Origin of the sequence: Sphingopyxis alaskensis RB2256, from assembly GCF_000013985.1 — a bacterium.
In the GTDB taxonomy this organism is placed as follows: Bacteria; Pseudomonadota; Alphaproteobacteria; order Sphingomonadales; family Sphingomonadaceae; genus Sphingopyxis; species Sphingopyxis alaskensis.
Map to the genome: position 1 here is coordinate 2,609,533 of NC_008048.1, position 16,671 is coordinate 2,626,203.

At 65.9% G+C, this 16,671-nt stretch carries 21 protein-coding genes; 2 read left to right on the forward strand and 19 right to left on the reverse strand.

Features of this window, described 5'->3' with window-relative positions; all coding sequences use genetic code 11:
- Positions 1-5: 5 nt before the first annotated feature.
- The 19 genes from SALA_RS12575 to trbB form a co-directional block, all read right to left on the reverse strand.
- Positions 6-365 (reverse strand): hypothetical protein, encoded by a 360-nt coding sequence (locus SALA_RS12575; protein ID WP_011542741.1) that lies wholly within the window; start codon positions 363-365, stop codon positions 6-8.
- Positions 366-419: 54 nt separating this feature from the next.
- A complete protein-coding gene (locus SALA_RS12580; RefSeq protein WP_041383334.1) occupies positions 420-638 on the reverse strand; it encodes a hypothetical protein in 219 nt (72 codons plus the stop codon).
- 45 nt (positions 639-683) lie between these two features.
- Positions 684-1,205: a heavy metal-responsive transcriptional regulator gene (locus SALA_RS12585; RefSeq protein WP_237700964.1), complete on the reverse strand. Its 522-nt coding sequence runs from the start codon at positions 1,203-1,205 to the stop codon at positions 684-686.
- A gap of 91 nt (positions 1,206-1,296) precedes the next feature.
- Positions 1,297-1,659 carry a hypothetical protein gene (locus tag SALA_RS12590; RefSeq protein WP_011542743.1) on the reverse strand — a complete coding sequence of 121 codons (363 nt, stop codon included), beginning with the start codon at positions 1,657-1,659 and terminating at the stop codon, positions 1,297-1,299.
- Between the two features lie 135 nt (positions 1,660-1,794).
- A complete protein-coding gene (locus SALA_RS12595; RefSeq protein WP_011542744.1) occupies positions 1,795-2,694 on the reverse strand; it encodes a ribose-phosphate pyrophosphokinase in 900 nt (299 codons plus the stop codon).
- On the reverse strand, positions 2,691-4,235 hold the full coding sequence (locus SALA_RS12600; RefSeq protein ID WP_011542745.1) for a thymidine phosphorylase family protein: 1,545 nt from the start codon (positions 4,233-4,235) through the stop codon (positions 2,691-2,693). The genes SALA_RS12595 and SALA_RS12600 overlap by 4 nt, the downstream gene beginning before the upstream one ends.
- Positions 4,232-5,653 (reverse strand): MBL fold metallo-hydrolase RNA specificity domain-containing protein, encoded by a 1,422-nt coding sequence (locus SALA_RS12605; RefSeq protein WP_011542746.1) that lies wholly within the window; start codon positions 5,651-5,653, stop codon positions 4,232-4,234. Before SALA_RS12605 ends, SALA_RS12600 begins: the two co-directional genes overlap by 4 nt.
- Positions 5,654-5,812: 159 nt before the next feature.
- A complete protein-coding gene (locus SALA_RS12610) occupies positions 5,813-6,112 on the reverse strand; it encodes a hypothetical protein (RefSeq protein ID WP_011542747.1) in 300 nt (99 codons plus the stop codon).
- Positions 6,113-6,211: 99 nt separating this feature from the next.
- The gene (locus SALA_RS12615; protein ID WP_011542748.1) at positions 6,212-6,433 is read right to left on the reverse strand and encodes a DUF2274 domain-containing protein; all 222 of its coding nucleotides are present in this window, start codon (positions 6,431-6,433) and stop codon (positions 6,212-6,214) included.
- Entirely contained in the window at positions 6,430-7,611 is a 1,182-nt protein-coding gene (locus SALA_RS12620; protein ID WP_011542749.1) for a TrbI/VirB10 family protein, read from the reverse strand. Before SALA_RS12620 ends, SALA_RS12615 begins: the two co-directional genes overlap by 4 nt.
- A gap of 29 nt (positions 7,612-7,640) precedes the next feature.
- A complete protein-coding gene (gene trbG / locus SALA_RS12625; RefSeq protein WP_011542750.1) occupies positions 7,641-8,492 on the reverse strand; it encodes a P-type conjugative transfer protein TrbG in 852 nt (283 codons plus the stop codon).
- Entirely contained in the window at positions 8,489-9,172 is a 684-nt protein-coding gene (trbF, locus tag SALA_RS12630; protein WP_011542751.1) for a conjugal transfer protein TrbF, read from the reverse strand. The genes trbG and trbF overlap by 4 nt, the downstream gene beginning before the upstream one ends.
- 6 nt (positions 9,173-9,178) lie before the next feature.
- On the reverse strand, positions 9,179-10,459 hold the full coding sequence (gene trbL / locus SALA_RS12635; protein ID WP_011542752.1) for a P-type conjugative transfer protein TrbL: 1,281 nt from the start codon (positions 10,457-10,459) through the stop codon (positions 9,179-9,181).
- Positions 10,456-10,710, reverse strand: a complete 255-nt coding sequence (trbK-alt, locus tag SALA_RS12640) for a putative entry exclusion protein TrbK-alt (RefSeq protein ID WP_011542753.1) — start codon at positions 10,708-10,710, stop codon at positions 10,456-10,458. Before trbK-alt ends, trbL begins: the two co-directional genes overlap by 4 nt.
- 1 nt (position 10,711) lies before the next feature.
- Positions 10,712-11,431: a P-type conjugative transfer protein TrbJ gene (gene trbJ, locus SALA_RS12645; RefSeq protein ID WP_011542754.1), complete on the reverse strand. Its 720-nt coding sequence runs from the start codon at positions 11,429-11,431 to the stop codon at positions 10,712-10,714.
- Between the two features lie 5 nt (positions 11,432-11,436).
- Positions 11,437-13,881, reverse strand: a complete 2,445-nt coding sequence (trbE, locus tag SALA_RS12650; RefSeq protein ID WP_011542755.1) for a conjugal transfer protein TrbE — start codon at positions 13,879-13,881, stop codon at positions 11,437-11,439.
- The gene (locus SALA_RS12655) at positions 13,878-14,147 is read right to left on the reverse strand and encodes a VirB3 family type IV secretion system protein (RefSeq protein ID WP_041383336.1); all 270 of its coding nucleotides are present in this window, start codon (positions 14,145-14,147) and stop codon (positions 13,878-13,880) included. Before SALA_RS12655 ends, trbE begins: the two co-directional genes overlap by 4 nt.
- A complete protein-coding gene (locus tag SALA_RS12660) occupies positions 14,147-14,479 on the reverse strand; it encodes a TrbC/VirB2 family protein (protein ID WP_011542756.1) in 333 nt (110 codons plus the stop codon). Before SALA_RS12660 ends, SALA_RS12655 begins: the two co-directional genes overlap by 1 nt.
- Positions 14,476-15,459, reverse strand: a complete 984-nt coding sequence (gene trbB / locus SALA_RS12665; protein ID WP_011542757.1) for a P-type conjugative transfer ATPase TrbB — start codon at positions 15,457-15,459, stop codon at positions 14,476-14,478. Before trbB ends, SALA_RS12660 begins: the two co-directional genes overlap by 4 nt.
- 218 nt (positions 15,460-15,677) lie before the next feature.
- On the opposite strand from trbB, the gene SALA_RS12670 reads away from it, so the two are divergent.
- Positions 15,678-16,169 (forward strand): helix-turn-helix transcriptional regulator, encoded by a 492-nt coding sequence (locus SALA_RS12670; protein WP_153802697.1) that lies wholly within the window; start codon positions 15,678-15,680, stop codon positions 16,167-16,169.
- 59 nt (positions 16,170-16,228) lie between these two features.
- Positions 16,229-16,561: a hypothetical protein gene (locus tag SALA_RS12675; protein ID WP_011542759.1), complete on the forward strand. Its 333-nt coding sequence runs from the start codon at positions 16,229-16,231 to the stop codon at positions 16,559-16,561.
- The last annotated feature ends 110 nt before the right edge of the window (positions 16,562-16,671 follow it).

Consider the following 16,671-nt stretch of genomic DNA (forward strand, 5'->3'; position numbering starts at 1 on the left):
TCTGCTTACATATGCTTCATCGGCGCCGACTGATCGGTCGTGGTCTGATCCGCGGGCTGCATATTGCCTTGCCCCGCCCCACCCTTGCGCATCTCGTCATGGTCCATTTCCTGACGATGATGGCGCATCATTTCCTCGTCCATCGCGTCATCTTCATGATCCATGGCATCGGGCGCGGCTGGCGCGGCGGATGAGGCATCGGTGGACGGCGTGGAACCAGCGCCACCGGCGGTTGCGTCGGGGGTTGCCGAGGCGGCGTCCGCGGCCTTGTTCTCGGCCTTGTCTCCACAGCCGGCGAGCGCGAGTGCCGCTGCGAGCGCGACACCATATCCAGCCCATTTCAGGTCGATTTTTCGGTTTGTCATGGCATTATCCCTTCCTCGAACTAGTCCGGGTGGCCATCGGCCACCCGGACAAAGTCATTTCGCGTCGCGCAGAATCCGCTGGCAGCGGCCGTGCGACAGGTTCATCGGATTGAAGCCCTGGCGTTTCATCTCGCCATGGTCATGGCGCTGATCGAGCCCCATCTTCTCTTCCATGGCCCGGCAGCTATCGACTTCGGCCTGAGTGGCCCGGGTCGTGACGCAGCCTCCGAGAAGGAGCGCGGGGGTGAGCAACAAAATGGAATATTTCTTCATAAAAATCCCCTATTTTCAATGTTGTAATATGTTCCCCTGCGAACGCTATTTTTTTGGTCTTCGTTTTTCCGCCAAGAATGCGATTATGTTGCAGTCGGAGACCGGCGCCTCTCGCGGGCAATTGTCGGCGAGGTCCTGCAGCACATCCCGAATCTCAGTCAGCTTCCTGACCCGCGTTTCGGCCTCCCGAACCTTGTCGAGCGTGATCGCAAGCACGGCCGCCGCGGTGGCGGTATCCGATGCCTTGAGGGTGAGAAGCTGGCGCGCCTGTTCGAGCGTGAATCCGAGTTCCTGCGACGCGCGAATGAAGTTGAGCCGCTCAAGGTCCCCGTCGCTGTAAAGGCGATAGCCGGCCGCGGTACGGCCCGGGGCCGGTAGCAAGCCCGTCCGCTCATAATAGCGTATCGTATCGCGCCCCACGCCCGCGGCTTCGGCGAGCTTTCCGATCTTGTAGCTTCCCATGACATCCGCTCGCTTGTGCAGGTTGGACCATGGTCCAAGGTCAAGAGACATTCGGCATTGGAGGCGGGCTATTGCCGGTTCATGCCTCCAACGCGGGTCCGACATCCGGGCCACGACGCGGCGTGGTCCTATCCGCGCGCGAGGAGGAGGGGAACATCTCCCCCGGTCCTCGCTCGCGCTACGGAAAGGGCCGGACTCAGTCCTTGCGAAGCTCGACGATATCGTTCTTGGCCAGCTTGCCTTCGGCGATCGTGACATGGGCGAAATGGTCATCGTAAATATGGTCGATGGTCACCTGGCCGACCCGCTTGCGATGGAAGGGAGCAACATTGCCCTTCGATGCCACGGGACCCGGATGCCGGACGTTTCGATAGACTTCGAGCGTCTGGCCGACTTCGGCGCCATCGGCCTTGCCGATGCAGACCACGGTATTGCCCGCGCTGGTCTCGACGATCGAGCCCCGCATGAAGAAACTGTGCCCGATGCCCTGGGCGAACGCCGGGGCGGCCGCGAACATCGAAATGCCTGCCGCCGCGATCATGATGCTTTTCCTGATCATCTTGAACTCCTTCGGGCCGCTGCCCTGACTGCCTGTCGAAGAATCCTGTTCTTCGGCAACAGGACTAGGGTCCAGAGTCCAAGCTCGACATACGTAGTGTTCGCAACTTCGGAAAATACCTAGATATCGGCCGCTTTATCGATCGGGTTTAGCGAGGAGGCGCTGCACGCCTTCCGCGACGACCGGCTGCAGGCTGATGGCGTTGCTGGAATGAGCGACAGCATCGGTACTGACGATACGCCCCGCCTCGGCGGACAGTGCCGCGAAGGCGCCGCGAGCGAATAACGGATGCACGATGACGCATTCGGGCGGCGGAAAACCAGCCTCTCCTATTCCCCGCGCCGCTTCGATCAGCGTGCGGGCCGATGACGCGATATCGTCGACCAGAACCGGGGTGCGCCCTGTATGCGCCGAGAGATCGGGTAGCGCGATCCTGACGTCGCGATCGCCCAATCTCAGCTTGCTGCAAACGGCGTGAGGGGCACCGGCGCGGCGTGCGATCGCGCTCGCCCATTGTTCGCTTTCGCTGTCGGGACCGATGATGAGCGGCCGCTCGACATGGGTTCTGATCCAGTCGGAAATCGGCGCTGCGGCATGCACGGCCTCGGCCCGAATATCATAGATGTCGCCGAGCGAGGCATATCGATGAAGATGGGGATCCGCCGTGACCAGCCAGTCGACGGCGCCCGAAATGCGGCGCGCGAAACTGCGCGAGCTGATTGCCTCGCCATTCTGAAAGCGCCGGTCCTGGCGCATATAGGCAAGATATGGGGCTACGAGCCCTACGCTGAAGGCGCCGAGCTCGCGGGCCGCGTCGGCTGCGATAAGAAGCGAAACCAGCTTGGTATCGGGGCGATCCAGCGTGCAGACGAGCACGATGTCGCGGCCGGCAACCTCGGAAAGGAGCCGCAGATAGGTCTCACCGTCCGGAAATCTGCGGGTTTCGATCCGTCCGACCTCGCCCCCGAGCAGGCCCGCGAGTCCAACCGCGAACTTGCCGTTACCGGGCAGCGGCAGGAACATCGGCGGGGTCATCGGTCGGATAGCTCGAGAATGGGGCCAACGGCCTCGGCATAGGCCAGCGCATAGGCCAGTTCGCCCTGGCTTTCGGCGTGCACTGTGAGGAGGGGCGTTCCTGTTTCGACCGCGGAGCCGAGCCGGACGTGCATTTCGAGGCCGGCACTTTTCGCGGCTGGCGCGCCTGCAAGTTTGGCGAGTTTGGCGAGCCTGCGATTGTCGATCGCCGAAACGCGTCCCGGCCTCTGCGCAGTCATCACATGACGATGATTCGACAGGGGCGGTGTCCGCATGCCGCCCTGCGCCTCGCAGATTCGCTGGAACTTGCTCCAAGCCGACCCGTCGGCCAGCACTTGAGCGGCCAGGGCCGCACCGGTGCCGGGGCTGGCGCGGCCCGCGAGTTCGATGAGCGCGCCTGCCAATTCGCAGGCGCGGCGGGCGAGATCAGGGGGCGGATCGCGTCCCTCGAGCACAGCCAGGATGTCGCGCGCCTCGAGGGCAGGGCCGATTCCCCGACCGATAGGTTCGCGACCATCGCCTTGCATCACCTTGAGGATCAGGCCGAACTCCGCTGCAACCTTCTGAAGCGCCCCCGAAAGTGCGGCAGCATCGGCGGGCGAGCGTACCTTTGCCGTCGGTCCGATCGGCATGTCGACGACGAGGTGCGTTGCGCCCGCCGCGAGCTTCTTGGACAGGACCGAGGCGACCAGTTGGCCCGCCGCATCGAGATCGAGCACCCGCTCAACACCGATGATGATGTCATCAGCCGGACTGAGCGAGACGGCGCCGCCCCACACGATGCACCCGCCTTCGTGGTCGACGACACGTCGGATCGCGCCGACGTCGAGATTCACGGGCGCGAGCGTTTCCATGGTGTCGGCCGTGCCTGCCGGAGAGGTGATCGCTCGGGACGATGTCTTTGGCATGATGAGGCCCAGCGCGGCGACAATCGCGACCACGATCGGGGTGGTCCGGTTTCCGGGCAGGCCTCCCACGCTGTGCTTGTCGACGACGACGTCCGAACCCCAGGCCAGCCGCTCGCCGGACGCGACCATGGCACCGGTCAGCGCCACCGTTTCCGCATGATCCAGAGGGAAGGCGGAGCAGGCCGTTACGAAGGCGGACAGATGGACGTCGCTATACCGGCCAGCAACGATATCGTCGACGATCGACCGAAAGGCCGCGCCATCGAGACGATTTCCATACACGCGACCGCGTAATGCTCCGAAGGAATCGATCGGCGGTGCGTGACGCACGCTGACCGCATCGCCGGGCGCGACCCCGAGCGCCGCGGCGGCCGATTCCGAAAGGCCGATCTCCCCCGGCGCGATCATTTCGCCGGACGAATGCAGGAGCGAGGCCAATATCTCCCGCCCCCCTGCCTGGATCAGCACCTGACTGCGCGCCGCAAGACCTTCCGAGCGGCATATGTAGCAATCGGTTCGCATGACGACGGCCGGTTGTTGCTGCGGCAGGAACAGGCCGAGGGGCCGAGCCCGGAGGCGATGGGGTGCCATATTCTCCGACGCGGGTCCGGTATCCGGGACGGGGTGGGTCATTCGAGCACCACTCGATCACCAAGGCCGGGTATCTGGCACGGCCAGCCGAGCTCGTCGCCGATGCGCCGCGCAAGAGCGGCCGCGGCATCGGGCTCACCATGGGTGATGAACGTCATCCGGGGCGCCCGTACGAACTGGCCGAGCCACTTCAGTATCTCGTCGGCATCGGCGTGCGCGGACAGCATCGAAAGATTGCGCACCTCGGCTCGCACGGGAACCTGTTCGCCATGGATCTTGACGCTGGGAGCACCCGCCACCATTGCAGCGCCGCGCGTGCCGGACGCCTGGAAGCCGGCGAACAGAATGAGGTTGCGGCCATCGGGCGCATAACGTTTGAGATGGTGGAGAACGCGGCCACCTGTTGCCATTCCGCTTGCCGAGATAATGACCTTGGGCACCGGACTCATTGTGAGCGCCTTGGACTCTTCGACATCGCGAACATAGCGCGCGACCTTGCAAGCGGCATCGCATTCCGCTTCGGTCAGCCTGTGGTCGCCGGCATGGCGGCAGAAGATGCCGCTCGCGTCGATTGCCATCGGGCTATCGAGATAGACGGGAACATTGCTGATCCGCCCTGCGGCGCGCAGGCGTGATAGATGATAGAGGATGGATTGGGCCCGGCCGACGGCGAAGGCCGGAATGACCACGGTTCCGCCGCGGCGAACACAGCGCTCGATGGCATCGCCAAGGGCCGCTACGGCATCCAGCGCCTCATGGCTCCGGTTGCCATAGGTCGATTCGACGATCAGATAATCCGCTTCCACGGGAGGCGAGGGATCGAGCATGACCGGATCGTTGAAGCGGCCCAGGTCTCCCGAGAAGAGGATCGTGCGGTCACGCCATTTGAGTTCGACGAATGCCGCCCCGAGTATATGTCCGGCACGATGGAAGCGAAGTTCGGCGCCCCCTGCCACCGAACGATATGCCCCGAAGCGGACCGGATCGAGATAGTCGAGCGCCACCTCGGCGTCCTTCTTCGTGTAGAGAGGAAGCGCGGGCTTGTGGCGCGAATAGCCGTGGCGATTGGCGAACGCCGCATCATTCTCCTGGAGAAAGCCGCTGTCGGGCAAGAGGAGGCCGCAAAGGTCCGCGGTGGCGTCGGTGCATAGAATCCGGCCGCTCCAGCCTTCCTTCACAAAGCGCGGAATATAGCCTGAATGATCGAGATGCGCATGGGTCAGAACGATGGTGTCGATGGCCCGGTGGTCAGAGAGCGCCGGCTCCCAATTTCGTTCACGAAGCTCACGACCACCCTGAAACAGGCCGCAGTCGATCATGATCTTCGCGCTGCGATCTCCGAGAAGATATCGCGAGCCGGTCACCGTACCCGCCGCCCCGAGAAACGCGATCGAGATTGCCTCGCCGGCGTCCCGTTCGCCCGCGCCGCCGAATGGCGCTCGCCCTTCCCCTGTCTGCATCGTCTCTACCCAGCCTGTTGAACCATGGGCTGAGGAGATCGCCGCAAATGACCGGGCCGGGAATACGCAATAACCGCAAAGACGGACCCAAGCAAACCGGCGGTTCGCCAGCCATCCACCCTTATAATGCGCTTAATCCCTTGCCAGCGCGCCGCGCCGCTAGGCCAGCCGCATCGCGGCGATGATGGCGATGGCAGCGATGGCAACCCAGCACAGCCAATATCCCGCTCGCTGCCACCATGGGGGTTCATAGCCGCCTGCAGCGAGAAGGCGGCGTGTTCCGACCATGGCAAACAGGTGGGCTATGAGGCCGATGGCCAGCAGCGGCCAGGCGATGGACCGTAGGGGCAGAGCCAGGAGCACACCGACGGCAGCGCCAGCGAGGGCCGCTCCGACGACCGAGAGCGTCGCGAGTGCCGACCTAGCCTGTTCGGTCCGTTGATGCGGTTCCTGGCTCATTCATCCGCCCCCTGACACCCAAGGAATGCGTCCGGTCTGCGTCGTTCGGATCGGAAGTGCAAGTCCGGCATATAAAAAGACACGCGCGGCTACGCAGGCTCAGCGCCTCGAACGCAGGCGCGCAAAACCCCGATCGGCTGCGATGAAGCGCTCGACCATGGCAGGGATGAGCCGTTCAGGTGGCAAGGGGGTCGCGAGGCCGGTCTGCGCCGCATGGACGGCGGCATAGTCCGCCACATCGCGCGCCAGCAGCCCGGGCAATTCGAGAGTCAGTTTGACCGGCTTGTCTTCGGCGATCGGACCGAGCCTGAGCCGGGTCACCGTCCGCCTCGATCCAGAGGCTCGAGGATGATGTCCCGCGTCACAATGACGCGGAGGATCGCGCCTGACCGAACCGTGATGGTCGGCTTCACTCCAAGCTGGCGTTCGACGAGTTGCCGTCCCGTCTCGTTGATGCTGTCCTGCGCGCCACGCCGCACCGCCCGAACGAGGCGATCCTCGTCGTCGGCGCCGAGTTCGGCGCCGACGCCCAGCAGCGTCGAAACCAGCGTGGCCTTCAGCATATGGCCCCAATGATAATCGGTCCGGTCGGCAAGCCCGGCCATGCCGGCCGCATCGGCGCCCGGCAGGCGATCGAGAGCAATCGAGCGCCCGCCCGGCAGGATCAGCCGGTCCCATGCGAGAAGGACCCGGCTCTGCCCGTCGGCGATCTCGCTGCCATATTCGCCGATCAGCCGAGCACCCTGCGGAATGAGCAGGATGCGCCCGGTGGGGCTGTCGTAAACATTCTGGGTCACCTGCGCGGTGATCTGGCCCGGCAAGTCGGACCGGATGCCGGTGATGAGTGCCGCCGGAATCACGCTGCCCGCCTGGACCAGATGCGGCGATGAGGGCTGGACGAGCCGCGCCATGCTCTCTGCCGGACCGGCGCCATCACCACTGAGGAAGCCCTTGCGCTTGTCGGCCGCGGTCGGGTTGGCTTGCAGATTGTCGGGCGCCGGTCGCAACACGCCTTCGCCAAGCACCGGCAGCTGCGAGGTGACCGACGCCCCACCGCCGAGGAAGAGCTGGCTGGCGCGCGCGCTTTCGCGTTCCTGGGCCGCACGCGCGCGGGCTTGCTCCGCCGCAGCGGCTCGCGGGTCTGGCGGCGGAGGCGCGCCGATCGGAGGCACCGGGACGGTCTCGCCATTCTCGCGCGCGGCAAGGATCGGCCGCCCGAGATCGCCAGGGAGCGGCTCGCCGAGCTTCGGGATCTTGCCATAATCGCCCGGCGCTCCGGTCACGAGCTCGGACTTGTTCGCACGGTCGCTATCGTAGAGATTCTCGGCCACCTTGAGCTTGGCGGGCTGCAGCGCATAGAGAAGCGCGCCGCCGATAGCGGTCCCCAATGCGGCGCCTAGAATGGCCAGCGCCTTGCGCGACAGGCGCATGACGCTCGGCGGCTCGGCACCAAGCCGAAAGGGCTCGCCGCTTGCGGGAGGGACAGCGACGAGTTCCACCACCTCCTCCTCGTCCCGTTCCGGCGCGCTCACGAGCGCCCCCGCACGCGGCCGACGCGCTCGATAACCACCTCGCGCGCCGCGCGTCCGGCACCCATCCGAAGCTGTCCGCGTTCGAACAGGCGATCGGCGATCATGAAGCGGCCATGGACGCGGTAGTTGACGAGCTCGGCCTCGCCCTTTTCACCGACCGCGAACAGCGGGGGCATATCGCCCGTTGCGACGCCTTCGCCGAACTCGATGAAGAGCTGGCGCCCGTCATCGAAAACGCGCACCGGTCGCCAATCCGGCTTGTCGCCCGACAGCCGGTAACGAAAGTTGAGGGCGCCAAGGTCGAGCCCTGCCGCGACCGGCGCCGCCCGCTCACGCTCCACCTCCGCAGCACGCAGCGCGATCAGCTCGGCTTCCGGATAGGACCAGGACACCGACGCCATATAGGTCGCGGGCGTCGCGCGCAGCTCGATGTGATAGGTCCGGCGGCTCGTGTTGATGACGATATTCGTCATGATGTCGGCCCGCGTTGGCTTCACGAGGATGTGCACGCGGCGACTCGCTCCGCTGCCGCTCACCGTGTCGCCGATGATCCAGCGGACCGTGTCGCCGGCAGCCACCGGCCCCGGGCCGACAAGCTCCTCGCCCTCCTGCAGCACGATGTCAGTGACCTGCCCCGGCGACGCATAGACCTGATACAGCGCGCCCTCGGCCCAGGCATATTTCTGGATCGCGTTGAGGAAGGTCGCGCGATCGGGCTGCACGCGCGCCGCGTCGTTGGCGCGCCCGACATTCTGTTTCGGATCGCGACCTTCAGCCCCGAGGGATGGCGACGCCACGCCGAGCGCAGCGACACCCGCGAGCAGCGAGATACGGGAAAAGGCCTTCATTGGCTGAGCTCCTTCGACCAGGAAATAGCGGAAACAAACACTCCAAGCGGATTGCGGCGGAGGGCATCGGGAGTGCGCGGCGGCACATGGGTGACGGTAAGAATGGCCGACCAGCGCGACGTCTCGATCAGGCTGCCGTCCTGATAGCGACGCTCGGTCCAGGCGATGCGGAAGCTGTCCTTCGAGGCGCGGATCACGCTCGAGACGTCGACCGCGACCTGGACCTTGCCGACCTCGGAAAAGGGGTCGTTGTTGCGGGCATGATCGTTGAGCGCCTGAGCCCCTGCCGCGGTCGTGAAATCATAGGCGCGGAGCCAGTCCTTGCGCAGCACCACCGGGTCGGCCGGGACCGAACGCACATGCTCGATGAACCGCGCGAGATGGAACGCCGTCTGCGGATCGGTCGGCTGATAATCCTCGTCCGCCGGCGCGACTGCACGGGCCTCGCCGAGCTTGTCGACCTCGACCACCCAAGGGGTGATGGTGCCGCGCGCCGAGTGCCAGATGAGGCCCCCCGCAAGACCGCCCGAAAGGAGGAGCGAGCCGAAGAAGGCGAGCCGCCAGTTCTTCGCCTGGACGCGCGCCGAGCCGATACGGTCGTCCCAGACCTGCGCGGCGCGCTGATAGGGGGTGACCGGCTCGGGGGCGCGGCCATAATGGTTGGTCGGTCTCTTGAACATGATCGGTCAGTCCTTTTCGCTGATGTCGGGAGCCGAACCGCCGCCGTGGCTGTCGCCACCCTTCAGGGTCTGGGCACCGATGGTGGCGCCCTGCGTCACCATCTGGCGGCGGCGCATTGCTGCGGCCCAGGCGGGCGGCGCATCGGCGGGCCGGGCCGGCGCCGCGCTATCGGCAGGCCCGTCCCGCCCGGCCTCGAAGTTCGCCCGAAGCTTCTCCGCCGCGCGGCGGAGCGGGGACGAGGCGCCGCTCGCGGCGCTGCGCGCGACATTTGCCAGGCCGGAACCGACCGCCCTCGCCCCGCTCTTCCCGGCCGCTCCCGCGGAATAGGCTGCCGATGCGCTTCCCGCACCGCGGGCGCCGGCAGCAGCCGCGCCCCGCGCTGCCGTTGCCGCCGCGCCGCCCGCAAGCGTCGCGCCGGCGGCACCGGCGGCGAGGGTGGCGCCCGCCGCGACCGTGGTTCCCGCTGCCGCGCCCGCTCCGAGCTGCGGTCCGCCAGCGACGATACCGTTCGCGATGCTGGGGCCGAAGATGCCGAGACCGAGCAAGGTGAGCGCGCCGAGTGCGATGGCCATCGCCTGCTCGATATCAGGCTCTGGGCCGATACCGGCCTCGAGAAAGCGGTCGAACAAGGTCGTGCCGATACCGGTGATGACGGCGAGTACGAGCACCTTGATGCCCGACGATATGATATGCCCGAGGACACGCTCGGCCATGAAAGCTGTCCGCCCGAAAAAGGCGAAGGGGATGAGGACGAAGCCCGCGAGCGTGACGAGCTTGAACTCGAGGATCGTCACGAAGACCTGTACCGCGAGGATGAAGAAGGCGAGCACCACGATCACCCAAGCGACGAGCAGGATCATGATCTGGACGAAATTGGTGAAGAGCCCGACCGGTCCCAGGAGGTCGGCGCTGGCGTCGAGCAGCGGCTCGGCCGCATCGAGCCCTGTCGCCGCAACGACGCCCGGCCGCATGAAGTCGCCGATCGCCATCGCCCCGCCGCTCGCCTTGAGGCCGAGACCCGCGAAGCTTTCGAGCATGATCGTCGCGAGGCTCTGGAAGTTGCCGATGATGAAGGCAAAGACCCCGATGTAGAGCGTCTTCTTGACCAAGCGCTGCAGCACATCCTCGTCCGCGCCCCAAGCCCAGAAGAGCGCCGCGATCGTCACGTCGATCACGATCAGCGTCGAGGAGAGGAAGCCGACCTCGCCGCCGAGTAGCCCGAAGCCGCTATCGATATAGGTCGAGAAGACCGACAGGAATTGGTCGATGACGCCCGTATCGTTCATTTCTCATCCTCTTCCTCGCCGAAGAAATGGCGGCGCTTCGCCTCCCACGCGGCCTCACACTCGGCATCGGCGACGGTGACTGTGCGGCAGCGGCGCAGCGTGTCTTTCAGATTGGGTCGTGCGTCCGCTCCGGAGATCTGAGGGAGAGCGGACGCACGGGGCGCGGGCGGGTCCAGCGCGGCCATAAGAGCGATCGTCAGCGCCATGCCTCCGATGACCGCACCGACCGTGAGCTTGCCCGCCCGGCCCATCTCAATTGCCCTTGCGGAAGCGGCGGAAGCGTTCGCGGCCCTCGGCTTCCGCGGCGGCGGCGCGTGCGGCATCGAGCATTTCGGCGCGGCCCTGTGCGGCGATCGCGGCGGCAAGGTCGCCAAGCTGCTGCGACTGGAGCGCGAGCAGCTGGTTCCCCGCCTGAGCCGCCTGCAGCGCGCCGGTCGCCGACTGGCTCGAGGTCACCAGCGTGCCGATCGACTGCCGCGCAGCTCCCATGTTGACGACCACGCCGGCCTGTACCTTCATCGCGTCCTGAAAGGCGCCGACGCTGTCGTTCCAGCGCGCCTCGGCATTGACGACGAGCGCCGCCTGCGGCCCCGACAGCGATGCGCCCTTATAGCGCGCCTCGAACGTCTTCTGGATGTCGCCGACGTCGAAGGCGATGCGCTGCGCTTCACCGAGCAGCTCGCGGGTGCGGTCGACCTGGCCCTGCAGCTCTTGCAGCGTCGAGACCGGCAAGCTCTGCAGGTTCCGCGCCTCGTTGACGAGCGAGGTCGCCTGGTTCTGCAGCTGCTTGATCTGATTGTTGATCTGCTCGAGCGTGCGCGCTGCGGTCAGGATATTCTGGGCATAGTTGCGCGGATCGTGGACGATCCCGCCGATCTGCGCCGATGCGGGGGTGATCACTGCGCCCGCCGACAGCATCGTGATCGCGATCAGGCCGGCCAGCGCTGTGCGGCGATAAAAGCTTGTCTTCATCCTATTCACTCCTTCAGGGGGGCTGCGATTTCAAGATTGCCGAGCAGATCGGCGGCCCATTCGAGGCCGCGATGGCGAAGCCAGGCCGCCGCGAACTGGTCTTGGCCATGCGCGGCCATCAGCTCGCCGATGCGAATCTGGTCGGATTTCGAAGAGGCGGCGGCAAAGGCGAGCGCGATGTCGCCGAGGCCAAGGTCGAACAGTCGGTTGCCGCGCCGTGACTGGCAATAATAGTCACGCTTCGGCGTCGCCCGGCTCAATATCTCCACCTGTCTGCTGTTCAGGCCGAAGCGGTCATAGACCCGCGCGATCTGCGGCTCAGCGGCGCGCTCGTTCGGCAGGAATATCCGTGTCGGGCAGCTTTCGATGATCGCGGGCGCGATGCTCGACCCTTCGATATCGGCGAGGCTCTGCGTCGCGAAGATCACGCTCGCATTCTTCTTGCGGAGCGTCTTGAGCCATTCGCGCAGTTGCGCGGCGAAGGCGGGGCTGTCGAGAACGAGCCAGCCTTCGTCGATGATGATCAACGTCGGCGAGCCGTCGAGGCGTCTCTCGATGCGGTGGAACAGATAGGAGAGGACCGTCGCCGCCGACGAAGCGCCGACCAAGCCTTCGGTTTCAAGCGCCTGCACCCGCGCGGAGCCCAGATGCTCGACCTCGGCATCGAGCAGGCGACCCCATGGGCCGCCAACGAGATATGGCGAAAGGGCGAGCTTCAGTTCCTGCGACTGGAGCAAGACGGCGAGTCCAGTGAGCGTTCGCTCGGTAACCGGCGCGGTCGCGAGCGAAGTCAATGCCGACCAGAGATGCTCCTTCGCCGCCGGATCGACCGCAACGCCTTCGCCCGTGAGCAGCGCCGCAAGCCATTCGGCGGCCCATGCGCGCTCGGCCGGTTCGTCGATCCGCGCGAGCGGCTGGAGCGCCACCGACCCGTCGCTCCCCGCGTCGTGAAGCGCGCCGCCGAGATCCTGCCAGTCGCCGCCCATGCCAAGCGCCGCGGCGCGGATCGATCCGCCATAATCGAAGGCGAAGATCTGGCTGCCTTCATAGCGGCGGAACTGCATCGCCATCAGCGCCAGAAGCACCGACTTGCCGGCGCCGGTCGGACCGACGACGAGGCAGTGACCGACATCGCCGACATGCAGCGAAAGGCGGAACGGGGTCGAACCTTCGGTCTTGCCGTAAAGCAAGGGGGACTGACCGAAATGCTCGTCCCGTTCCGCCCCCGCCCACACCGCCGACAGCGGGATCAGATGGGCGAGATTGAGCGTCGAGACCGGGGGCTGACGGACATTGGCATAGACATGGCCCGGCAGGCTCCCGAACCAGGCTTCGAGCGCGTTCACGCCCTCGACGGTGCAGGTGAAGTCGCGGCTCTGGACGATCTTCTCGACCAGCCGCAGCTTCTCGGCCGCCAAGGCCGGATCGCGGTCCCAAACCGTGATCGTCGCTGTGACATAGGCGATACCCGCTTCGTCGGCGCCCAGCTCCTGCAACGCCATGTCGGCGTCGGCCGCCTTGTTCGAGGCATCGCTGTCCATCAGGACCGACGCCTCGTTGGTCATCACTTCCTTGAGGATTGCGGCGACGGACTTGCGCTTGGCGAACCATTGCCGGCGAATCTTGGTCAGCAGCTTGGTCGCGTCGGTTTTGTCGAGCATGATCGCGCGCGACGACCAGCGATAGCCGAAGGCCTGGCGGTTGAGTTCGTCGAGCAGCCCCGGGAAGGTTACGCTCGGAAAGCCGGTTATGGTGAGCGTGCGCAGATGATGGTCGCCGAGCCGCGGCTCGAGACCGCCGACCAGCGCCTCGTCGGCGAGCAGCGCGTCGAGATAGGCCGGCGTTTCGGGCACGCGGACGCGCTGGGCCTTGGTCGAGATGCAGCTGTGCAGATAGGTCAGCGTCTCGCCGTCACCGAGCCATTCGACCTCAGGCATGAAGCCCTCGACAAGATGCAGCACGCGCTCGGTGCGATCGGCGAAGCTTTTCAGCAATTCCTGCGCATCGACGCCCGTCTTCGAACGGCCCTCGTAGAGCCAGGCCTCGGCGCGCGCCGCCTCCTCGGCGGGCGGCATCCAGAGCAAGGTCAGATAATAGAAGCTCTCGAAATGCGCCCCCTCCTCGCGGAACTGCTCGCGGCGTTCGATATCGACGAGTTCCGATACCGGGTCGGGGAACTCGGACACGGGATAGGTCATGGCCGGGACCCGCTGCGCCTCGACGAACACGGCCCAGCCTGATCCCAGCCGGCGCAGCGTGTTGTTGAGCCGCGACGTGACCGCGACAAGTTCGGCGGGCGTGGCGCTGTCGAGGTCGGGCCCGCGGAAGCGCGCCGTGCGCTGGAAGGAGCCATCCTTGTTCAGCACCACGCCCTCCGCCACCAGGCAGACCCAAGGGAGAAAGTCAGCGAGGCGGGCGGATTTCGTGCGATATTCGGAGAGATTCATCATGGGCGCATCCAGACAGGATATTTGAGGTGACGCCGGGCGACGTCGACGAACTGGGGGTCGCGGCGGGCGGCCCAGACAGCGAGGGCATGACCGACCGCCCAGATGGCGAGACCGACGACCCAGAGCCGGAGCCCGAGTCCGACCGCGCCGGCAAGCGTGCCATTCACGATCGCGAGGCTGCGCGGCGCGCCGCCAAGCAGGATCGGCTCGGCCAGCGCCCGGTGGACCGAAGCGAAGAAGCCCGGCACTTCCCCTTGCCCATCCATCAAACCAGCGCTCCACCGCCGAAGGAGAAGAAGGAGAGGAAGAAGCTCGAGGCGGCGAAGGCGATCGACAGACCGAAGACGATCTGGACCAGCCGGCGGAACCCGCCCGAGGTGTCGCCGAAGGCGAGGCTGAGGCCGGTCACGATGATGATGATCACCGCGACGATCTTCGCGACCGGACCCTCGATGCTTTCGAGGATCGACTGAAGCGGCGCTTCCCACGGCATCGACGAGCCGCCGGCTTGAGCGGGTGCCGAGACCGCGAGCGCGACAAAAAGTGCGGTCGAACAGAGCATGGCGCGGCGGGCGCCATGCCGGAGGGCATGGATCATCGATTGTCTCCTTCGGGGGTGATGAGGGGCGTGAGGCGATATTCGAGGTTCAGCCGGTCGAAGCCGTCGACGCGTGCGAGTTCGGCAAGGCGCCGGCCACTACCGTCGCGGACGAGCACGGCGACGAGATCGATCGTCTCGGCGAGCAACGCGCGCGGGACGGTGATCACCGCTTCCTGGATGAGCTGCTCCATCCGGCGGAGCGCGCCGAGCGCACTACCCGCGTGGATCGTGCCCACACCGCCCGGATGACCGGTGCCCCATGCCTTCAGAAGATCGAGCGCCTCGGCGCCGCGAACCTCGCCGATCGGAATGCGATCGGGCCGGAGGCGGAGCGAGGAGCGCACGAGGTCGGAGAGCGAGGCGACACCATCCTTAGTGCGCATTGCGACGAGGTTCGGCGCCGCGCACTGCAATTCGCGCGTATCCTCGATCAGCACGATGCGGTCGCTGCTGCCCGCAATCTCAGCGAGGAGCGCGTTGGTCAGCGTGGTCTTGCCGGTGCCCGTGCCGCCGGCGACGAGGATGTTCAGACGCTCGCGCACGCCGACGCGAAGGATGTCCGCGGCCTCGGACGACATGATGCCCGCGGCGACATAGTCGGCGAGCGTGAAGACCGCGATAGCCGGTTTTCTGATGGCGAATGTCGGCGCGGCGACGACGGGCGGCAGCAATCCCTCGAAGCGCTCGCCGCCATCGGGAAGCTCGGCGGACACGCGCGGTGCAGCCCCGTGGACCTCGGCGCCGACGTGATGCGCGACAAGGCGGATAATGCGTTCGCCATCGGCCGCGCTCAGCGTCTCGCCGCTGTCCTCGATCCCGAGGCCAAGCCTATCGACCCAGAGCCGCCCGTCGGGGTTGAGCATGATCTCGATGATTTCGCGGTCGGAGAGCCACTCGGCGATCGCGCCGCCCATCGCCGTGCGCAGCATGCGTGCGCTGCGATGACGTGCCTCCAGCCGGATCGGTTCTGCGCCCATCGGGTCCCCGGTTCTTGACGCGGGGCAAGGGCGCCCCGCTCGACGGGGATGAGTAAGAGACGCAGCAAAGCGCCGGATTCAACAAGCTTTTCGCCGCGTCGCAGCGTGGCGATGAAAGACAGGCGATGGCGTAAGTGCCGGCGATCTCGAGAACCGGACCAGCCCGAAACGCGGGCGCGACAACTTGCGTCGCGCGCGATTATGACAAGAGTGTAACAATGACTGATTCGGGGTCGCAGCCGTCGGACGAGCCTTTGCGCTGGGCGCGTCTCACCGGGAAACAGCGCGCATGTCTCGATTTGCTGCTCGAGCGCCAGACCTCGAAACAGATCGCGCGCCGCCTCCAAATATCGAAGCAGGCAGTCGATCTGAGGATCACCACTGCCCGGCATATCCTCGGCGCCGCCAATCGCGACGAGGCCGCACTCATCTACGCCCGGCTGCGCCAGACCTACGACCGGATACCATGTGATCCGGTCGTACTACCGCCGGGCACTGACCTCGTGCCATCCGATTTCCCGGACGGCGAGCCGGCCCCGCTGGCGCTGAACGACATCGTGGCCGACCCGCCGTCCAAGGGTCTCTGGAGGCACGATCATCGTCGCTTGAACCGGGGCGGGATCATGGCGGCGATGCTGGCCGTCCTCGTCATTCTCGTTCTTGCGGCGGTGACGATCGGTGAAACACTGACGCGCCTCCTTTCCGGGTGACCCTTTCGCACAGTCGATCAGCAATGGCCGGAGCACTGGCTTCCGGCAGAGGAGAAGTCATGTCCAACGAAATCACCATCACGGCCGCACGTCTCATCCGCGATGTCCCTGCGGCCGAAGTGCGCATCGACGATGCGCTCATCGCCTTATCCTCGTTGATGACAAGTGTCGTCACCGCCCGGCGCGATACGGTCGGAGTGCCCGCGGTCAAAGGACAGGCCGCGATCCGGAGATTGATGAAGGCGCAGGTCGCGCTGGTCGGCGTCAGCGGAGAAATCTTGCGTATCCATGGTGAACTCGCCGACATCGGCCGGGAGACCGCGGGCTATGACCTTCACGAATGTCCGTCGATCGCCGGGACGGTAACCGGCGTCCAAGCCGGTTCGGCCTGACGCCGATTGACGGGCAGGCACCGCCATGAAAGTCTTGGTTCATGCGCATCGCATTGTTCCTTGGATTTCTGGCGGTTGCCATATGCTATGCCGCCTGGCGCGGAGGCGGC

Excerpts from the sequence above, each read along its gene's own strand:
- SALA_RS12610 (WP_011542747.1), bottom strand. The coding sequence starts at position 6,112 with ATGAGCCAGGAACCGCATCAACGGACCGAACAGGCTAGGTCGGCACTC.
- SALA_RS12660 (WP_011542756.1), bottom strand. The coding sequence starts at position 14,479 with ATGATCCATGCCCTCCGGCATGGCGCCCGCCGCGCCATGCTCTGTTCG.
- SALA_RS12670 (WP_153802697.1), top strand. The coding sequence starts at position 15,678 with ATGACTGATTCGGGGTCGCAGCCGTCGGACGAGCCTTTGCGCTGGGCG.
- SALA_RS12605 (WP_011542746.1), bottom strand. The coding sequence starts at position 5,653 with ATGCAGACAGGGGAAGGGCGAGCGCCATTCGGCGGCGCGGGCGAACGG.
- SALA_RS12575 (WP_011542741.1), bottom strand. The coding sequence starts at position 365 with ATGACAAACCGAAAAATCGACCTGAAATGGGCTGGATATGGTGTCGCG.
- SALA_RS12585 (WP_237700964.1), bottom strand. The coding sequence starts at position 1,205 with ATGTCGGACCCGCGTTGGAGGCATGAACCGGCAATAGCCCGCCTCCAA.
- trbL (WP_011542752.1), bottom strand. The coding sequence starts at position 10,459 with ATGAACGATACGGGCGTCATCGACCAATTCCTGTCGGTCTTCTCGACC.
- SALA_RS12655 (WP_041383336.1), bottom strand. The coding sequence starts at position 14,147 with ATGGATGGGCAAGGGGAAGTGCCGGGCTTCTTCGCTTCGGTCCACCGG.
- trbF (WP_011542751.1), bottom strand. The coding sequence starts at position 9,172 with ATGTTCAAGAGACCGACCAACCATTATGGCCGCGCCCCCGAGCCGGTC.
- trbB (WP_011542757.1), bottom strand. The coding sequence starts at position 15,459 with ATGGGCGCAGAACCGATCCGGCTGGAGGCACGTCATCGCAGCGCACGC.
- SALA_RS12675 (WP_011542759.1), top strand. The coding sequence starts at position 16,229 with ATGTCCAACGAAATCACCATCACGGCCGCACGTCTCATCCGCGATGTC.
- trbG (WP_011542750.1), bottom strand. The coding sequence starts at position 8,492 with ATGAAGGCCTTTTCCCGTATCTCGCTGCTCGCGGGTGTCGCTGCGCTC.
- SALA_RS12600 (WP_011542745.1), bottom strand. The coding sequence starts at position 4,235 with ATGACCCACCCCGTCCCGGATACCGGACCCGCGTCGGAGAATATGGCA.
- trbJ (WP_011542754.1), bottom strand. The coding sequence starts at position 11,431 with ATGAAGACAAGCTTTTATCGCCGCACAGCGCTGGCCGGCCTGATCGCG.
- trbE (WP_011542755.1), bottom strand. The coding sequence starts at position 13,881 with ATGATGAATCTCTCCGAATATCGCACGAAATCCGCCCGCCTCGCTGAC.
- SALA_RS12595 (WP_011542744.1), bottom strand. The coding sequence starts at position 2,694 with ATGACCCCGCCGATGTTCCTGCCGCTGCCCGGTAACGGCAAGTTCGCG.
- SALA_RS12580 (WP_041383334.1), bottom strand. The coding sequence starts at position 638 with ATGAAGAAATATTCCATTTTGTTGCTCACCCCCGCGCTCCTTCTCGGA.
- SALA_RS12590 (WP_011542743.1), bottom strand. The coding sequence starts at position 1,659 with ATGATCAGGAAAAGCATCATGATCGCGGCGGCAGGCATTTCGATGTTC.
- trbK-alt (WP_011542753.1), bottom strand. The coding sequence starts at position 10,710 with ATGGGCCGGGCGGGCAAGCTCACGGTCGGTGCGGTCATCGGAGGCATG.